At 50.5% G+C, this 16,198-nt stretch carries 13 protein-coding genes and 1 pseudogene; 7 read left to right on the forward strand and 7 right to left on the reverse strand.

Annotation, left to right across the window (positions count from 1 at the left end; translation table 11 throughout):
* On the forward strand, positions 1 to 389 hold a 389-nt coding region (locus KQJ19_RS17130; protein WP_253296370.1), incomplete at its 5' end, for a LysR substrate-binding domain-containing protein.
* Between the two features lie 43 nt (positions 390 to 432).
* On the opposite strand, the gene KQJ19_RS17135 is transcribed toward KQJ19_RS17130, so the two are convergent.
* The 3 genes from KQJ19_RS17135 to KQJ19_RS17145 are packed head-to-tail and all read right to left on the reverse strand — an operon-like array spanning position 433 to position 3,384.
* Entirely contained in the window at positions 433 to 1,947 is a 1,515-nt protein-coding gene (locus KQJ19_RS17135; protein ID WP_016154129.1) for a tripartite tricarboxylate transporter permease, read from the reverse strand.
* Between the two features lie 10 nt (positions 1,948 to 1,957).
* Entirely contained in the window at positions 1,958 to 2,392 is a 435-nt protein-coding gene (locus tag KQJ19_RS17140) for a tripartite tricarboxylate transporter TctB family protein (RefSeq protein WP_016154128.1), read from the reverse strand.
* Positions 2,393 to 2,406: 14 nt separating this feature from the next.
* A complete protein-coding gene (locus KQJ19_RS17145) occupies positions 2,407 to 3,384 on the reverse strand; it encodes a tripartite tricarboxylate transporter substrate binding protein (protein ID WP_016154127.1) in 978 nt (325 codons plus the stop codon).
* 153 nt (positions 3,385 to 3,537) lie between these two features.
* On the opposite strand from KQJ19_RS17145, the gene tctD reads away from it, so the two are divergent.
* Positions 3,538 to 4,212, forward strand: a complete 675-nt coding sequence (gene tctD, locus KQJ19_RS17150) for a transcriptional regulator TctD (RefSeq protein ID WP_016157281.1) — start codon at positions 3,538 to 3,540, stop codon at positions 4,210 to 4,212.
* The gene (locus tag KQJ19_RS17155) at positions 4,199 to 5,650 is read left to right on the forward strand and encodes a sensor histidine kinase (RefSeq protein ID WP_216403902.1); all 1,452 of its coding nucleotides are present in this window, start codon (positions 4,199 to 4,201) and stop codon (positions 5,648 to 5,650) included. Before tctD ends, KQJ19_RS17155 begins: the two co-directional genes overlap by 14 nt.
* On the opposite strand, the gene KQJ19_RS17160 is transcribed toward KQJ19_RS17155, so the two are convergent.
* Genes KQJ19_RS17160 through KQJ19_RS17175 form a run of 4 tightly spaced genes read right to left on the reverse strand, consistent with a single transcriptional unit; the run spans position 5,643 to position 10,600 of the window.
* Complete coding sequence (locus KQJ19_RS17160) at positions 5,643 to 6,725, reverse strand: fimbrial protein (RefSeq protein WP_200047606.1); 1,083 nt, start codon at positions 6,723 to 6,725, stop codon at positions 5,643 to 5,645. The genes KQJ19_RS17155 and KQJ19_RS17160 overlap by 8 nt on opposite strands.
* A 10-nt stretch (positions 6,726 to 6,735) precedes the next feature.
* Positions 6,736 to 9,288, reverse strand: coding sequence for a fimbria/pilus outer membrane usher protein (locus KQJ19_RS17165; protein ID WP_216403903.1), 2,553 nt, complete (start codon positions 9,286 to 9,288; stop codon positions 6,736 to 6,738).
* A gap of 13 nt (positions 9,289 to 9,301) precedes the next feature.
* Positions 9,302 to 9,973, reverse strand: coding sequence for a molecular chaperone (locus KQJ19_RS17170; protein ID WP_103928502.1), 672 nt, complete (start codon positions 9,971 to 9,973; stop codon positions 9,302 to 9,304).
* A gap of 54 nt (positions 9,974 to 10,027) precedes the next feature.
* On the reverse strand, positions 10,028 to 10,600 hold the full coding sequence (locus KQJ19_RS17175) for a fimbrial protein (protein ID WP_200051950.1): 573 nt from the start codon (positions 10,598 to 10,600) through the stop codon (positions 10,028 to 10,030).
* A 1,048-nt stretch (positions 10,601 to 11,648) separates the two neighbouring features.
* On the opposite strand from KQJ19_RS17175, the gene KQJ19_RS17180 reads away from it, so the two are divergent.
* The 4 genes and pseudogenes from KQJ19_RS17180 to KQJ19_RS17195 all read left to right on the forward strand — a co-directional run.
* Positions 11,649 to 13,064 (forward strand): undecaprenyl-phosphate glucose phosphotransferase, encoded by a 1,416-nt coding sequence (locus KQJ19_RS17180; protein ID WP_047499487.1) that lies wholly within the window; start codon positions 11,649 to 11,651, stop codon positions 13,062 to 13,064.
* The gene (locus KQJ19_RS17185) at positions 13,054 to 14,340 is read left to right on the forward strand and encodes an outer membrane beta-barrel protein (RefSeq protein WP_046274862.1); all 1,287 of its coding nucleotides are present in this window, start codon (positions 13,054 to 13,056) and stop codon (positions 14,338 to 14,340) included. Before KQJ19_RS17180 ends, KQJ19_RS17185 begins: the two co-directional genes overlap by 11 nt.
* A 1-nt stretch (position 14,341) precedes the next feature.
* A complete protein-coding gene (locus KQJ19_RS17190; RefSeq protein ID WP_216403904.1) occupies positions 14,342 to 14,899 on the forward strand; it encodes a polysaccharide biosynthesis/export family protein in 558 nt (185 codons plus the stop codon).
* 2 nt (positions 14,900 to 14,901) lie between these two features.
* Positions 14,902 to 16,198, forward strand: a pseudogene (locus KQJ19_RS17195) (capsular biosynthesis protein); the annotation flags it as partial.

Raw genomic sequence — 16,198 nt, forward strand, 5'->3', positions numbered from 1 at the left:
CAAAGGATTATCTTGCCCGTCATGGCACGCCCCTTACGCCAGCGGATCTGGTGGATCATCTGTGCCTGTCCCATACCGTGTGGACGGCTCGCAACGAATGGATACTGCCTGGCGTGACGGGCGAAGTCAGATGGAAGCGTGATGCGATCCTGCGCTGTAACGATGGTCATGGCCTGCGTATGGCGGCGGTAGCGGGGGCCGGACTGTTATTGCAACCGGAGGTGCTGCTGGCGCAAGAGTTGGCTACCGGGAAACTGATTCGGATACTGGAAAAGTTTACGCCGCAGCCGCGGCCGATTCATCTACTGTGGCGACAAGATTTGCGTCCGCTGCCCAAGCTGACGCGGTTTGTTGAGCACGTACTCAGTGCCGTTCAGGAATTAAGATGAAAATGCCGGATAAGACGCGTTAGCGCCGCTATCCGGCATATTATTAGCTGATATCCACCTGCGGTTTGCTGTTACGTTTACGAATCAGGCGTAGCACTGGCGGGACCACGATAACCAGTACCGCCATCACCAGCAGCACTTTCGCCACGCCGCTGGCCCACAGAATATCCATATTACCGTTACTGATAGACAGCGCCCGACGCAGGTTCTGCTCCAGCATTTCCCCGAGAACGAAGCCTAAAATCAACGGCGACATCGGGAAGTGCATTTTGCGCAATATGTAGCCCAGCACGCCGAGGGCAACCATCAGCACCAGATCGAAAGTGGTGCTGTGGACGGCATACACGCCCACCGCGGAGACTGCCGCGATAGCCGGTACCAAAAACCACAAGGGGATGGTCAGCATACGGGTAAACAGGCCGATCAACGGGATGTTCATCACCAGCAGCATTACGTTAGCAATCAGCAGCGCCGCAATCAGCCCCCAGACGATGTCCGGCTGTTCGGTGAACATGGCCGGACCCGGGGTGATATTGTACAGCGTCAGCGCGCCCATCATCACCGCCGTGGTGCCGGAGCCCGGTACGCCGAGCGTCAGCATCGGGATAAAGGAGCCACAGGCCGAGGCGTTGTTGGCGGCTTCGGGGGCCGCCACGCCGCGTATATCCCCTTTGCCGAAGCTGTCGCTATTGCCGCTGAGCTTTTTCTCGGTCATGTAGGTGATAGCGCTGGCAATGGTTGCGCCCGCGCCGGGCAGGACGCCGACGAAAAAGCCAATCACCGATGAACGCAGGGTTGCGCCAACGCACTGCGCACCTTCTTTGGCGTTAAATAACATGCGGCCCGTTTTACGCACCAGCGTCTGGCCACTGCTGGTATGTTCCAGCATTAACAGTATTTCAGAGACTGAGAACAGCCCAATCACTACCACGATAAACTGCACACCGTCGGAGAGATGAACGCTGTCAAAGGTAAAGCGATAAACCCCGGTATTGGCGTCTACGCCGACGGTCGCAAGGCCGAGACCGATAAGCGCTGCCAGAAATGATTTCAGCGGGTTTTGCGCCATCATGCTGCCGAGGCAGGCAATGGCGAAAACCATTAAGGCAAAGTATTCCGCCGGACCGAAGGCCAGCGACCATTGGGCTAACGCCGGGGCAAACAGAATGATGCCGCCGATAGCGATAAGCGAACCAATGAAAGAGCTGACCGCCGAGATAGAGAGCGCAACGCCGCCGCGGCCTTGCTGCGCCATCGGGTAGCCATCCAGCGCGGTCATAATCGCCGCCGCATCGCCGGGAACATTCAGCAGGATGGAGGAGATACGTCCGCCGTATTCACAACCTATGTAGACCGTAGCCAGCAGGATCAGCGCAGATTCTGCAGGCAGATGCAAAGCGAAAGCCAGAGGCAGCAGGATCGCCACGCCGTTAATGGGTCCAAGACCAGGCAACAGCCCGACAATGGTACCGACAAAACAGCCAATCAGGGCGATGACCAGGTTTTCCGGCGTCATGGCCACCGCGAAACCCTGAGAAAGATAAATCCAGGTATCCATCGTTTCTCCGTTAACCCAGCCAGGCGCCGAGTGGTAAGGTGACGTCAAGCAGTCGGTCAAAGGCATACCACAGCAGAATGCCGAGTACCGCGCCGGAAATACCCGCAGCCGGAATCGTTGCGCCGAACAGCATGCCAATCACCACGGTGAGAATGGCGGTGGAGATGGGAAAACCGAGCCATTCGAAACCCCAGGCGTACATCAACAGAACAATCACCATCGTCAGCAGCTTTTGCAGCACGTGACGGCGGGGCCAACTGATGGTGTCGGGATGGCGCAACAGCAGCGCCACGGCGCATACCAGCATCAGGCTGATAATGCCAAGCGGAAAGGGACGCGGCCCAACCGGCTCATAGCTGTATTCGCTGGTGATTTGCCAGGCCACGAACAGCCCGGCTATGCAGAGCAACAGCCAGATACCTGCAAAAATACGATCGCTCATCATCTTTGCCTCTGCGCTTATTTCGCCAGACCGAAGGCTTTCGCCTGCTCACGGTAATCCGTGACCTGCTTTTTCACGTATTCGTCGAGCTGCTTACCGCTCATGTTGAATTCAAACAGGCCGCGCAGATCGCGCTGCTTTTTAAACTCATCGGTCTGCTGGAGTTTGTTAAAGGCATCAACCCACCACTGATACTCGGCGTCGCTGACTTTTGGTCCAACGTAGAAGCCACGAATGATGGGCCACACGAGGTCGTAACCCTGCTCTTTGGCGGTTGGTACGTTAGCTAACTGGCCTGGCAGACGTTGATCAGAGAACACGGCGAGCACGCGGATTTTGTCGCCGCTAAGATAAGGCACCATCTCGCTGAGATCGCCGGAAACCACCTGGACGTGATTCCCCATCAGCGCGGTGACCGGTTCGCCGCCGCCCTCAAAGGCCACATAGCGCATCTTGTGTGGATCGACATTGGCTTTTTGCGCCAGCAGCGCCGACTTCATCCAGTCCTGACTACCGATAGAGGCGCCTGCGCCAATGACCACGCTGTTAGGATCTTTCTCCATTGCCGTCAGCAGATCTTTCAGCGTTTTCCAGGGTGAGTCCTGGCGTACGGCAATCATGCCGTAGTCAGTGCCCACGCTTGCCAGCCAGCGGACATCATCAACGCCGTAGCGACCAAACTTCCCTTGTGACAGGTTCAGCAGCGAGCCGCCGGAGAATGCCACTACGGTACCCGCTTCAGCCGGACGTTGCGCGACGATCGCGTTATAGGCCACGGCGCCAACGCCACCGGGCATGTAGGTTACGCGCATTGGTTTTTCGATAGCGCCGGTTTCCATCATGCTCACTTGAATCAACTTACAGGTGAGATCGAAACCACCGCCAGGTTTAGCAGGGGCGATACATTCTGTGCGCGATGGCGCTTGTTCCGCCAGAACAGAGGTACTCATCAGTAAAATGCTTGCAGTAAGGGTACGAAGTAACTGTTTTTTCATTGTTTATCCTCACGCCGGAAAACCGGATTTTCGGGTACGGAAGAAGATTTTTGTGATTATGTGAGCCGATGTGTAGCGGTTCGGTTGCATGATTGTTAAAACATTAACCTTTCAATTCCCTTTCAATGCGGCAGAAACTTTACAGGATGTGATATGCGTCTCTTATTAGCGGAAGATAACCGTGAGTTAGCTCACTGGCTGGAGAAAGCGCTGGTGCAAAACGGTTTTGCCGTCGACTGCGTTTTTGATGGCCTGGCGGCCGACCATCTTTTACATAGCGAAACGTACGCGCTGGCGGTGCTGGATATCAATATGCCGGGACTGGATGGTCTTGACGTCGTTCAGCGCCTGCGCAAACGCGGGCAGACGCTTCCTGTGCTGCTGTTGACGGCGCGCAGCGCGGTGGCCGATCGGGTGAAAGGATTGAACGTTGGGGCCGATGATTATCTGGCAAAACCGTTTGAAATCGAGGAGCTGGATGCCCGGCTGAGGGCTTTGCTACGCCGCAGCGCGGGGCAGGTGCAGGGCATACAGCAACTGGGCGAACTGGCGTTTCACGATGAGGGCTATTTTCTGTTGCAGGGGCAGCCGCTGGCGCTCACGCCGCGCGAACAGGCATTGCTGACGGTGCTGATGTACCGTCGATTGCGACCGGTTTCGCGTCAGCAGTTGTTTGAACAGGTCTTCAGTCTAAACGATGAGGTCAGCCCCGAAAGCATTGAGCTCTACATCCATCGTCTGCGTAAAAAGCTACAGGGAAGCGATGTGCGCATCGCCACGCTGCGCGGGCTGGGCTATGTGCTGGAGCGTAGCGATGAAGTGGGTTAAACCCCAATCGTTGTACCTGCAACTGCTGATGTTTCTGGGTTTGCCGCTCATGTTGTTGTGGGGGTTGTCGGCATTTAACAGCTATGTCAGCGCGCTACAGGCGGCGACGCAGGCGTATGACCGGACGCTGCTCTCGTCTGCCAGAACCGTCTCCGAGCGACTGGTGGTGCACAACAAACAGCTGGAAGTGAATGTGCCGTGGGTGGTGCTGGACAGCTTTGAGCTGAATATGAACGACAGGTTGTATTACAAGGTGGTCGATCCGGCGGGGAAGGTTATCTCAGGTTATGACGATTTACCTGCGATGCCGCCTGCGACATCGCGTACGCGGCTTTATCCGGCGCTGGCGTGGTTTTATCACACTGAATATCGCGGGGAGGCAATTCGCGTGGCGCGTCTGCTGCAGCCCGTCAACGAGGGCGGCATTATCGGCATGGCCGAGATTTATGTCGCCGAAACGCTGCAATCGCGACGTTACCTGGCGCGACAGCTGCTGTTTTCCTCGTGGGTTTCGCAAGGGCTGCTGGTGCTGCTCACGCTGGTGCTGGTCGGCTGGCTGCTGCGTCGGGTGTTACGCCCGATGCGCCAGCTGTCATCGCTGATGGTGCGTCGCGAGCCTGGGCTGCTGACGCCGCTGCCGGAGCTGCTGCCGTGGTCGGAAACCCGTCTGTTGATTGTGGCATTCAACCGTTATCTGGACCGACTTCGCGGCCTGATCTCTCGCCAGGAACGCTTCAGCGCGGATGCTTCCCATCAGCTTAAAACGCCGCTGGCGGTGCTAAAAACTCAGGCGTCGGTGGCCCTCGCCAGCCAGCAGCCGCAGCAATGGTATGAGAGTCTGCAAGCCATGAGCTCCACGCTGGACAACACCATTCAACTGACGGAACGGCTGTTACAACTGTCGGCTGTGAAGCGCAAAGAGCAAGGAGAAAGGCACTTCTCGCCGGTTAATTTGTATGAGGTGGTGCAAAGCAGTTGTTTCACGCGACTGGCGCAGGCGCGCAGTAAAGGGATCGATCTGGGCTATGAAGGGGAACAGGATGCGGTGTGGATTGAGGGCGATGAAGTCCTGCTTGGCGAACTGTGCGGGAATCTGCTGGATAACGCACTGAAATACACGCCACCGCATGGTGTGGTAACCGCCCGTCTGCTGCGAAAAGGAGAGGCGGTGGTGCTGGTGGTTGAAGATAGCGGGCCGGGTATCGATGAGCAGATGGTGCACCAGGCGCTGCTACCGTTTCATCGCCTTGATAACGTCGGTAATGTCCCTGGCGCCGGGATAGGCCTGGCGCTGGTCAACGACATTGCTCGTCTGCACCGCACGCACCCTCAGCTATCACGGAGTGAAGCATTAGGCGGGTTAAGCGTACGACTGCGGTTTTTATGCCTGGTGCGAGACGCTCAGGACGATCAGCATCGTCCTGCGCCTGTTATTTAAAGGTCACCGTAGCATTGACAGGGATACTAAATGTGCCGGGTTGGGGAGGATTTTTCAGCCAGAACAGGGTTGCCATGAACTCTTTGCGTCGGCTGTCGCTCTGGTTGGTAAACGCGCTGCTGGCAAAATCGATACGGTTGCCGCTGATAATGTCCCCGGAGCCGGGGTGTGCAGCATCCTGGAGCGTAACGCCGATATCTGGCGTCCCCTGACCGGTAAAAACTGCGCCGCTGTTGCTCGTGGTGCCGGTAAACGTTACCGCGTAGTTGATGCCGCGACATTCATGCTTCCCGGCGGCTTCTGCGGCAATAACGGCAAACTGTTTACTGTGGCTGTTATCTTTTCCCACTTTTGCTTCGGTAATGCTGATCCTGCCAAACTCGACGGTATCCGTTCCTTTGTCAGAGCTGATAGAGACGATCGGTTCGCAGTTGATATAACTGATGTTATTCAGGCCATTAAGCGCGGGGCCAAAGTTTTTTGCCGGATTGCTGGTGGAGCAATGCGAACCGCAGGCGTTAATGCTGCCAATACCGTCGACGACGAAAACTTTGTTGATGGTGCGACCGGCCAGCGCAGGCAAAGGATCCGGGAGTTTTCCGGTAGCGACCAGACTGAGGTTAAAGGTGAAAGAAAATGTTTGTGGGCGCGCCTGGCAGTCACTGGCATGGCTGTGGTTATTACTGCTGCAGTAGTTGTCTGAACGTGTTCGGGGCAACGTTGCCTGATATTGGGTGGTGACGGCTTGGGCGCTTTGATCGTAGGGGCGACCATCAATGCTCACCACCAGTTTCATATTGGTTCCCTGCAGAAAATGCGCAAACTCATGATCAGGGTCGATGTAGATTCTGGCGGCTTCGCCGTGGGGCATATAATCTGTGTCGCGGCAAGTGACGCTAACGGTTTGCGGATTGGACACCCAAACGGTGTCCCCAGCGGTGGTACTGTGGCTGATTTTAATGGGATCAACGTGTACGGAGACGCTGTTTGCTGTACAGGTAACCGCATAGCTTGCACTACTGAATATCGGCAAACAAAGCAGCACCACGAGTTTAACTATTTTTAACGGATTCATTGATTGCACCTTACGAGCCGACGCACTGGGCGGTAATTTGTGTATATCCGATTTTCTTCACCGGCTGGTTATGGTTATCCGGCATTTGAATAAAGCAGTGTTCATTTGCATGGGAGCCCCAGCGCACTTCCAGGCGAGAATTGTCCTCCACGCCGCTGGCATACAGTGCGCCATGCATACCGACCAGACCGTGGCTACGACCTTTGGTATCTCGTACGTTCGCGCCGACCGGGGGGGCAATGTTGCCGGGCATGACGGCATTGACCAGATAGTTGCGGCCGCTGAAGGTTTCAAACACCACTTTGCCGATGGCTTTCTCTGTTGGAACAATTTTTTTCTGTGCCTGCGGAATATCCAGCCCGGCACCAATATCAGCGGTATTCAGACTCACCACGTTGTAATGCCATGCGTCTGCTGCGGTAAGGACCGCATAGCCGTTACCGTCAATTGCCACGCCATTTTGTTGCTGAATATGGACACCGTCGGCATTTTTGGCCTCGACCAACACCATGGTATCGCCAGGAGAGTGCATGAGCGTCACGCCGCCTGCGTGCAGCATTGCCCCGCCGCTGATGCCCATATTCATATTCTGGTAGTTGCGTCCTGCGCTGTAGCCCCCCTGAACATTCATCTTGTCACCTTGCCAGGCGGCGTTAACCCCGGCAGAGGAATCCTGTCGATCGGTGGTACTGCCCTGAACGCCCCAGCTCAGACGATCGTCAAATGCTGTATTGCTGTAGCTGGTGGAGTAGCTGTCGCCATTCTGCTGGCTATGCATGATGTTGGTGGAGACAAAGCCGCGGCTATCCATGAAATCGAATGGAATGGAAAGCGTCAGGTTGATACTGCGGTCCTGGTAGTCGTACTGGTTACGGGTATCCTGTACATAAACGCTCCAGTTGATTTTCCCCAGTGTATCGTTGTAACCCAGCTGTATCGTGCGGTCGTGACTCCCGTTGTGCCAGTAGTTTTGCTGGCTGGCGCTGACGTAAAGAGAGGCGTTATCCCACAAACGCTGGTTAACAGAGACCTCAAAACGTTGGCGGCGATTATTGTAGTTAGTGGTGTAGTAATGCTTTTTGTTGTGCTCTTCGCCAGGAAAACGCAGATGTTGATTCGGGTCGTCATAGGCGATGTCGTAATAGCCCGAGGACCAACTGTTATGCTCGTTAATGGTGTCGCTAAAGCTGTAATAACCGGAGGTATTGTAGCGGTAGCCTACCAGACGGAAATCCGTACCGTACTGGTTCAGCGATTTGGAGTATAAGAAACGGTAACTTTGTCCTGTGGACGTATCTCCACTGGCAAGCTGCGCTCTGGCGGTAGTGATATCGAAAGAGATCGCGCCGAACTGGTGCAGATCCTGAGCGATCCCGGTGGCAATCGCATTATAGCTTTCTGCGGTCAGGAAACCACCGTACAACGTGGAGCCAAAGCTGAGACCATAACTCAATGTGCCTTGAACAAAGCGGGGCCGCCAGCCGCCGCTGTAACCGTCGCGGTATTCCCCTGCCGTAAACTGAAAGCGGCTGTTACCTGCACGCAGCATGTTCGGGACCGCCGAATAAGGCACAGTGAAATTACGCCGACTGCCATCGGCTTCAATAACGCTGACGTTCAGGTCGCCGCTTTGGTTGCTGGGGTTGATATCGTCAATGTCAAACGCGCCTGGCGCGACGTTTTTACTGTAAATCAGATAGCCATTTTGACGGATTTCGATTGTGGCATTGCTATTGGCGACGCCGCGAACGACTGGCGCAAAATCGCGTTGGCTATCAGGCAACATGTTTTCATCGCTGGTGAGTTGTGCCCCGGTAAACTGGATGCTGTCAAATACATCGTCGTCCGTATAGGTTTGCCCGAAGCGCAAGCGGCTACGCAGCGCAATAATATTACGTTCCACCCACGTGGAAACCGCCTGCCATTGACGGCCTGAACCGCTGGCATAGCTGAAAGTAGACTGGTTACGAAAATGCCATCCCGCCAGGTTTATACCGTTGGCAAAACTGGCAAAAACAGAGTCATGATCCTGGCCCTGTTCAATCAGGTGCGTCGTATTGGCGTTGTAGCCGACAAAAGCGGCATTAATCCCATCGTCATAGGCCGATTCAGGCACGGCGTCATGCGCAGTCGAAAGCAGAAAAGCTTCTGGCACTGAAATATCAATGCGCTGGTAGTTTGCATCTGCCGTCAGGCGGCTGTTTGCGATCAGCGCCGTGAGCTCCACGCAGGTATCGGCGTTACCTTCGGGGATTTTAATCCCGTATTTGCGCAGATCGTCCGCGCTCAGGCAAGGTTGCGGCTTGCCTTGTGGTTTACGTCTTTTAAAGTCAACATTGCGCGTTTCGACGAAGCTATGGTCAAGATATATATCGTATTCAAACGTGCCTTCGCTAAGTCCGTCATTACGGGCTATTTGCACTACGGAGGTAATATTTTGCGTACCATGTACAAAACGGGTATTAAACTGCGGCGTGCTGCTGGCGTATGCAGGTATGCACACGGCCAGCGTTGACAGCGTAAAGAGGGTGTACCGTTGCGGGTGCTTATTTTTTTTCATCATGTGCAACCCCAACTCAATTGCAAGATACCGGGACGTTATTAACCGCGTTAGTGCCGCCGTAATCATCTACCCAGCTAAAACCGATATGGCTGACTTTTTGCTGTGACAACGCAAACGTGCGTTCGCCATGCGGATTAATCATGTCGGCATCAATGTTTTCGCCGTTAATATGTAATTGCGTCAGGGAGATATGTAACGGCGTCGCATTGACCGCCCGCAGAGTATGACCGTGGCACTGCCACTGTAATTTCTCAACGGCTTCAGGTAGCGTCATATTCAGCCCAACAGGGCGATAAAATAGTTTGATGCGAATACGCTGCGCCAGCTGTAAGGTATTTTCTTCATTCTCGATGGTGGGGATTTCCTGCACATTAATCCACACTACAGATTCAACATTCTCAGGAAAGCCATTGCCCTGATAAATAGCTCGCAACACGGCTGATTTATGGCCGTCAAGTTTCAGGATCGGAGGCGTAATTAACATTGGCAGATTGGCTGGCGTCTCATCCGGATTACCATTATCCAGCCACGTCTGTACCATATATGGCTTGTCTGTATTATTGTTGACGTCAAACATCGCCGCTTTATCGTTCTCATTATAAATAACGCGTGTTTGACCCAAATTAATTGCGCTGTGAGCGGTGCTAACCACACACAGCAACAGGTAAAAGAATATTTTATTCATCAGGTGCACTTTCCAGGTTCAGGGAAGAGTGCCATCCATAGCAATCAACGTCCGTTATTTATAAATGACGGTGTAATTCATATCCGCAGTGATCGTGCCAGCCGCAGGCAGCGTTGCGCCAATTTGCTGATATTTGGCGACCAGATCGATTTGTGCATCGCCATTTTGATCTGCTTTTAAGCTCACCTCATTACTACCGGAAGCGAAATCGAGGGCATGACCCGCTTGATCCACTTCGATGCCAACATCGGTGGCAGAAGCCGAGCCACGTTTCGCTTCCAGAAGTGCTGTGTTACTGCCAGGGGTTTTACCAGTAAAGACCACCACATAGCCGCTTCCTCCAGTTACCCCACTACAGCCGCTAAATTGCAACGTAAACGGAGTATTACCGGTGCTAGAGCCCGCGCCGCTAAATAGCTGGTTGGTAACTTGTGGCAATGCCACTGTTTTACCTGGCTGGTTTGCTGTGCTCACCACGCAGGTACTGGCAACAATTTCACCGGTAAAATGGACCGTCGCGGTGGCTTTAGAACCTGTTGCGGCAGTGGTAACGTAATTCGCTGCTGCGCCAGCATTAGCGGCAAACAAAGCGACCAGTACACTGCTGGTAAGTGCAGTTTTCATCATCATAACTCCGTTAAATTTATTATTTACCCAGAAAAGTACTTGTCAGAGGCACAGATTCAGCTGGAGTTCATCAACGTCAAAAAATGATGTAGGACTTCATTTGAAAGAAATGATTAACGTGCGTAAATTGCTCAACAAGTAATCCGGCGCGGATATTATTTATTTGCGAAAAATAAGTAAACAAAATTTTTTGGCATCATTGAATGGCTTTGGAAGGTGTTTATATATATATCTTAACAAAAGTGTATACATTGTTATCAATAATTCGTTGGGGCGATTTACGCTGCTTTTAACAAAATTTTAATGCTGTCATTTATTCTCTTCTCTTTATTTTAAATCGATGTGTTGGTAAGCGCTGAAAATTCTGATGTTAAAGGTGTGTTCATGCAGAATGTTGACATTAGTAATATGTAACACGCATTTTCTCAATGATTGGCTATCGTTTTAATTGAAGTCATGCTTGCCGCTTCATCTCCTCGGATTTGCTACAATTATTTAAACTAAATTTTTTTTATTATTCGTTTTTTTTTGAATTTTGAGCGTGAAAATGAAAGCAATCCCATACTCCTCGTAAAGTACCTTATTTATAATAAGGTTGCTAATCATTGCTTTGTAAATGTGTTACTAAGTTATTTTTATGGTGGGAATTATAAATACACTTATTGATTTCTTCTGTCGCTCTCCAGGACTCTCATCACTGACCGTAGCGCAACGAGGTTTGGACAAAGTATTGCTTTTTGTAAGGTTAACCCGTTGTCAGGCGCTCATCATGTGATTCTAGCCACTAGTAGCTTATGAATTGTGATCTGTCAATGACGTTTATGTTGCAATTAATCATGTTTTTCAAGGATGAAATTAAAAAATATTACCAATAAATAGTCATCTAAATCATTGGGTTGCATTTGTATGGTGCGAAACCCATCACATTGTATTACATTGTTTTTTACATTTACTGACAGTGTGCCATTGCGTTTTTAAGACTTGTGATATAATTAGCAACATAAATGAGAAAAAAACAATTAAAGATCAATAAATAATGGGCTGAGATATGCTTAAAAAATCGCTAAAGATTAGCAGCCAGGGATATCCAGTCTTTTTAAAACTGGTCGATTTCATTGTAATCAATGCGACGTTAATTTTTAGCGCCCATCTGTTAGGTCTGGCACCATTTAACACCATTGCCATTCTGAGTATTCTCTTCTCAGTCTTTTTCTTACTGTTTGCTGAATACATTAAAATGTATCAACAAAAGATTAAGACGATCGGTTTACGTAATCAAAAACGGTTGGTTTTTTGTACGCTACTGGCAATTTTTCTGAACGAACTGGTCAGCATGACGGTGGCTGAACCCGAGTCTCTCGGCTACTTAGACAAACTGCCTTCCCCCTTTTATTCAGCGATTATTTACTGGTACTTCATCCCATTACCTTTTCTTTATTACATTCGCTTTTTCATTTTTAAATATTCAACGAAAAAGAGTATGCGCGTGGCGATTATTGGTCTGACTGACAATGGTCTGGCGGCAGAAAACGCGTTAATGGATGAATACGCTAATATCACATTAGATCTGGCTTTTTATGATGAGCGCGCCTTATCCCGCTGTGGCGATATCGTCGATAAGGTAAAAAGCCCCTTTCGTGGGCCGGTGATCAATCTGGTTGAGGAAGCCCGGCAGGGAAATATAGACGAAATCTACATCGCTTTACCGATGGTAGCTTTACAACGCATTCGTCATTTTTTGGCGATGATGTCAGACACTACCGTAGATACGTATATTGTTCCTGACTTCTACACCTACAGTAACAACATGTCCAAGCTGCGCTCCATTCACAACCTGCAAACTATTGGCATTTTTAGTTCGCCGTTTGAAGGGGCGGGGTCGTTTATCAAGCGGGCGGAAGATTTGGTACTTGGCAGCATCATTATGGTGATGATTTCTTCGCTGATGTTGGCCATTGCCATTGGAATCAAACTCACTTCCCGCGGGCCAGTCTTTTTCAAACAAGACCGGTATGGTCTTAGCGGGCAAAAAATTAAGGTCTGGAAGTTTCGCTCGATGCGCGTTATGGAGAACGCCGATACGGTTATTCAGGCCACTAAAAACGATCCGCGGGTAACCAAATTCGGTAGTTTCTTACGCCGCACCTCACTGGATGAACTGCCGCAATTTATCAATGTATTGCAGGGAAGTATGTCGATTGTCGGTCCCAGACCTCATGCGGTTACGCATAATGAGCAGTACCGTAAACAGGTCGAAAATTACATGATCCGCCATAAAGTTAAGCCAGGGATCACCGGGCTTGCGCAAATCAACGGTTTCCGCGGGGAAATCGATGCGCTTTATAAGATGGAAAAAAGGGTTCAGTACGATATTGAGTACATTCAAAACTGGTCTTTATGGTTGGATATAAAAATTATTATTAAAACTATTTTCAAAGGATTTATCGGTAAGAATGCATACTAAATTACTCGTGATTACCGGAATCGTGATATCGCAGCCCGTATGGGCTGATTTAACACCGAAATCACACATTGGCTTTGCGGGGATCGACTTCCAGGGCAAGGTCGCTGTGGACTATGGTTATAATGATAACGTGTCTTATCAGCCACATAGCAGAGATGCTATCGGTTCCTCGTTTCAGAGCGCAGCCCCCGTTTTGAGTATGATCGGAGAGCGCGGTCAGGATAAGTATTTACTGATGTACTCCGGTGATTATCGTAACTACTCAAGCGATTCCGCTGATAACTATAACGATCATTTTTTCCGTTTTAACGGTGCCTGGCGCTATGGGCTCAAGCACGGCTTAACACTCAATCTGGAGGATACGCTTGGGCACGAATCCCGCGGTCGAGGGATCACTGAGGGGTTTCTACCGGGTCAATTCGAGCAGTATGGGATTAAATCTCCGCTGACGACGAATTTTATTAACAGTGAATTGCGCTACAGCTATGGCGCGCCGGATGGGCGCGGGAAAGCGGAACTGGCGTTGTTATACAAAAAACTGACGTTCGGTAATACGTCCGACGCCCAGGAGAGTAGTGAAGATTTCTACAATTACATTCAGGAACAGGAATGGCACGAAAATAGCCTGGTGGCAGAAATTTTTGACCAATACACATCCAGAACGCGTTTTCGCTATAGCTTTATTACTAACCAGCGTCACTATGATAACAACTCAGAAAAAGACACTAATGAGTATTATTTGCTGTATGGCCTGAAGTCGCAGTTGACGGGAAAAACCAATGTCGATATGAATATTTCATGGTTGTACAAGACATTTGAAAACAACGCAAACTCGCATGATTTTAATGGTCTAAACTGGGATATAAAAGGGGAGTGGAAGCCGTTACAGCAGTCTGTTTTCACGGTGCACTCAGCGCAAAGCATTAAAGACCCATCGGAAGTTGGGGGATATATTTTAGTCACCCAGTATGGTCTTTCTTACCAGCACTTCTGGTTAGGCAACCGTTTTTCTACCTTGCTGGATTACTCATACACTTCAGAAGACTATAAAAAACAGAATAAAGATCGGCATGATAAAGATGGGGTATTTAGCGTAACCATGAGCTATGACTACACGCCGTCGGTCAATTTTGAGATTAAATATCAAATAGATACGTTGAATTCGAATAAGGATACTGATTCGTTTTATATCGGTCCCAACGACAATCAGGAAGTCATCAGAACGTTGGGTTATGATAATTCTATGATTATGCTTAAAGCTAAGGTTCAGATCTAAAATGAAAATAATAGAACTGTGCGCGGTTTTGCTATTCAGTATCCTGATGGTCGGATGCACAACGTCCAGCCCGAGATTAATGGACGATCCTGCTACTGTTCAGCAGGATTACCGACTTGGGGCAGGGGATACTGTCAATATCGCTGTTCATGGTCAACCCGATATGACGATGCGGTTTATTTTGGATAAGAGTGGGGAGATTAATTTCCCGTTTGTTGGTGCTCTTATATTAAAAGATAAAACTGTTGAGCAGGTGACTAGCGAATTAACTCAACGCCTGACTGGAGATTATTTTACTACTCCGATGGTGACGGTGAGTATTGCCGAGTTCCGTAAATACTATGTTTCTGGCGAGGTGAAAAGTCCGAATGGATTCGCTTATGAGCCAGGGCTTACCGTCGAGAAATCTATTGCGCAGGCGGGGGGATTTACAGATCGTGCTGACCGTCAAGATATCAACATTCGCCTGTCAGGTAGCAATCAGCTAGTTGAGAATGTTGATTTAACGCACTCTGTTCATCCTGGGGATGTCGTGATTATTGGCATGGGGTTCTTCTGACGATGAAACTATCAATAGTGGAAAACGGCAAAAAACGAGAAAGCACTGTTGAATTCTCCCGCTTTGCCAAAGCGCTGAAAAAGAACGCCTGGAAAATCGCGCTGGCCGGTATCGTTGCCGGGGTCGTGGCTTATCCGTTAATCAGCATGATGTCCTCAAAGTATGTATCAACGGCGACGGTGCTGATTAAGGCGCAGGCCGATAACATTTCTCCGTTCCCACAGGTTGATGGTTTCGATTCAACGCGCAGTGGTTACTACGAAACGCAATATGCGTTGATGCATTCACGAATTGTACTTGAGCAAGCCGTTCGCGATATGAAGCTGGATGAAAACCCGGCATTTACCGGGGAAAAAGCCGATGCTCAGGGCGCTGATAGCAGTGAAAGTCGGCAACTGAGAATGGAGCAGGCGCTGAAAACGTTGTCGAAAAACCTGAATGTCATCGGTATTCGGACAACGAACCTCGCCTCTATTACCTATGAATCGACTTCGCCCCAGGTTGCGGCTGATATCGCCAACGGCGTCGCGCAGGCTTTCATCAACTATACGCTGGAGCAAAAGCGTCAGAAAGTAGAGAAAGCCCGCGAACTGAATTATGAAAAAATGGAAGAGATTCAGAAGTCGATAGCGAAGCAAAAAGAAGAGATGGAAAGCTATCTGAAAAATGCCGGGCTGTTGACCTTTCGCGGTATCGATGGTTTTGAAACCGAGCAGTTAAGTATCGTGACCAATCGTCTGGCCGACGCGACCCAACGCCGTGTTGCCGCTGAATCCGTTTATAACGAGGTGAATGGAGCAGGGAAGTCCGCCGAGAGCGTTATCTCGCAGCCTTCGGTCTCTAACCATGCTCAGATTCAGGATCTGCGCATTGCGTTGATTCAGGCGCAGCGTACGTTGTCTGAACTGCGCAAAGTTTATGGGCCAAAAAACCCCGCCATTTTAAAAGCAGAGGCCGATGTTCAGTCGATCCAAAGCCAAACCGGACGGGTGTTGGGTGAGCTGAAAGTCGGCTTACGTCAGCAATATCTGGCGGCGCTGGCGGATGAAAAGAACTATCAGCAACAGGTGGAACAGCAGAAAGAGATCTTCCAGAAAATGGCGTCAAAACGGGATGCCTGGAACGGCCAAAAACTGTCATTAGATAAAATGGAAGACCTGTATAAATCACTCTATCAGCGTACTCAGGAGCTGTCGCTGTCCGGCGTGAATGCCGATGCGGTGTTATACGATCCCGCAGTTCCCGCATTAAAACCGGCGAAGCCGAATAAATCACTGCTGTTGGTGATGGTGGTCATGC

Origin of the sequence: Citrobacter sp. S46_ASV_140, from assembly GCF_018919545.1 — a bacterium.
In the GTDB taxonomy this organism is placed as follows: domain Bacteria; phylum Pseudomonadota; class Gammaproteobacteria; order Enterobacterales; family Enterobacteriaceae; genus Citrobacter; species Citrobacter braakii.

What these genes read in the sequence shown, in the direction of transcription:
- KQJ19_RS17135 (WP_016154129.1), bottom strand. Translation starts at nt 1,947, where the DNA reads ATGGATACCTGGATTTATCTTTCTCAGGGTTTCGCGGTGGCCATGACG.
- KQJ19_RS17140 (WP_016154128.1), bottom strand. Translation starts at nt 2,392, where the DNA reads ATGATGAGCGATCGTATTTTTGCAGGTATCTGGCTGTTGCTCTGCATA.
- KQJ19_RS17145 (WP_016154127.1), bottom strand. Translation starts at nt 3,384, where the DNA reads ATGAAAAAACAGTTACTTCGTACCCTTACTGCAAGCATTTTACTGATG.
- tctD (WP_016157281.1), top strand. Translation starts at nt 3,538, where the DNA reads ATGCGTCTCTTATTAGCGGAAGATAACCGTGAGTTAGCTCACTGGCTG.
- KQJ19_RS17155 (WP_216403902.1), top strand. Translation starts at nt 4,199, where the DNA reads ATGAAGTGGGTTAAACCCCAATCGTTGTACCTGCAACTGCTGATGTTT.
- KQJ19_RS17160 (WP_200047606.1), bottom strand. Translation starts at nt 6,725, where the DNA reads ATGAATCCGTTAAAAATAGTTAAACTCGTGGTGCTGCTTTGTTTGCCG.
- KQJ19_RS17165 (WP_216403903.1), bottom strand. Translation starts at nt 9,288, where the DNA reads ATGATGAAAAAAAATAAGCACCCGCAACGGTACACCCTCTTTACGCTG.
- KQJ19_RS17170 (WP_103928502.1), bottom strand. Translation starts at nt 9,973, where the DNA reads ATGAATAAAATATTCTTTTACCTGTTGCTGTGTGTGGTTAGCACCGCT.
- KQJ19_RS17175 (WP_200051950.1), bottom strand. Translation starts at nt 10,600, where the DNA reads ATGATGAAAACTGCACTTACCAGCAGTGTACTGGTCGCTTTGTTTGCC.
- KQJ19_RS17180 (WP_047499487.1), top strand. Translation starts at nt 11,649, where the DNA reads ATGCTTAAAAAATCGCTAAAGATTAGCAGCCAGGGATATCCAGTCTTT.
- KQJ19_RS17185 (WP_046274862.1), top strand. Translation starts at nt 13,054, where the DNA reads ATGCATACTAAATTACTCGTGATTACCGGAATCGTGATATCGCAGCCC.
- KQJ19_RS17190 (WP_216403904.1), top strand. Translation starts at nt 14,342, where the DNA reads ATGAAAATAATAGAACTGTGCGCGGTTTTGCTATTCAGTATCCTGATG.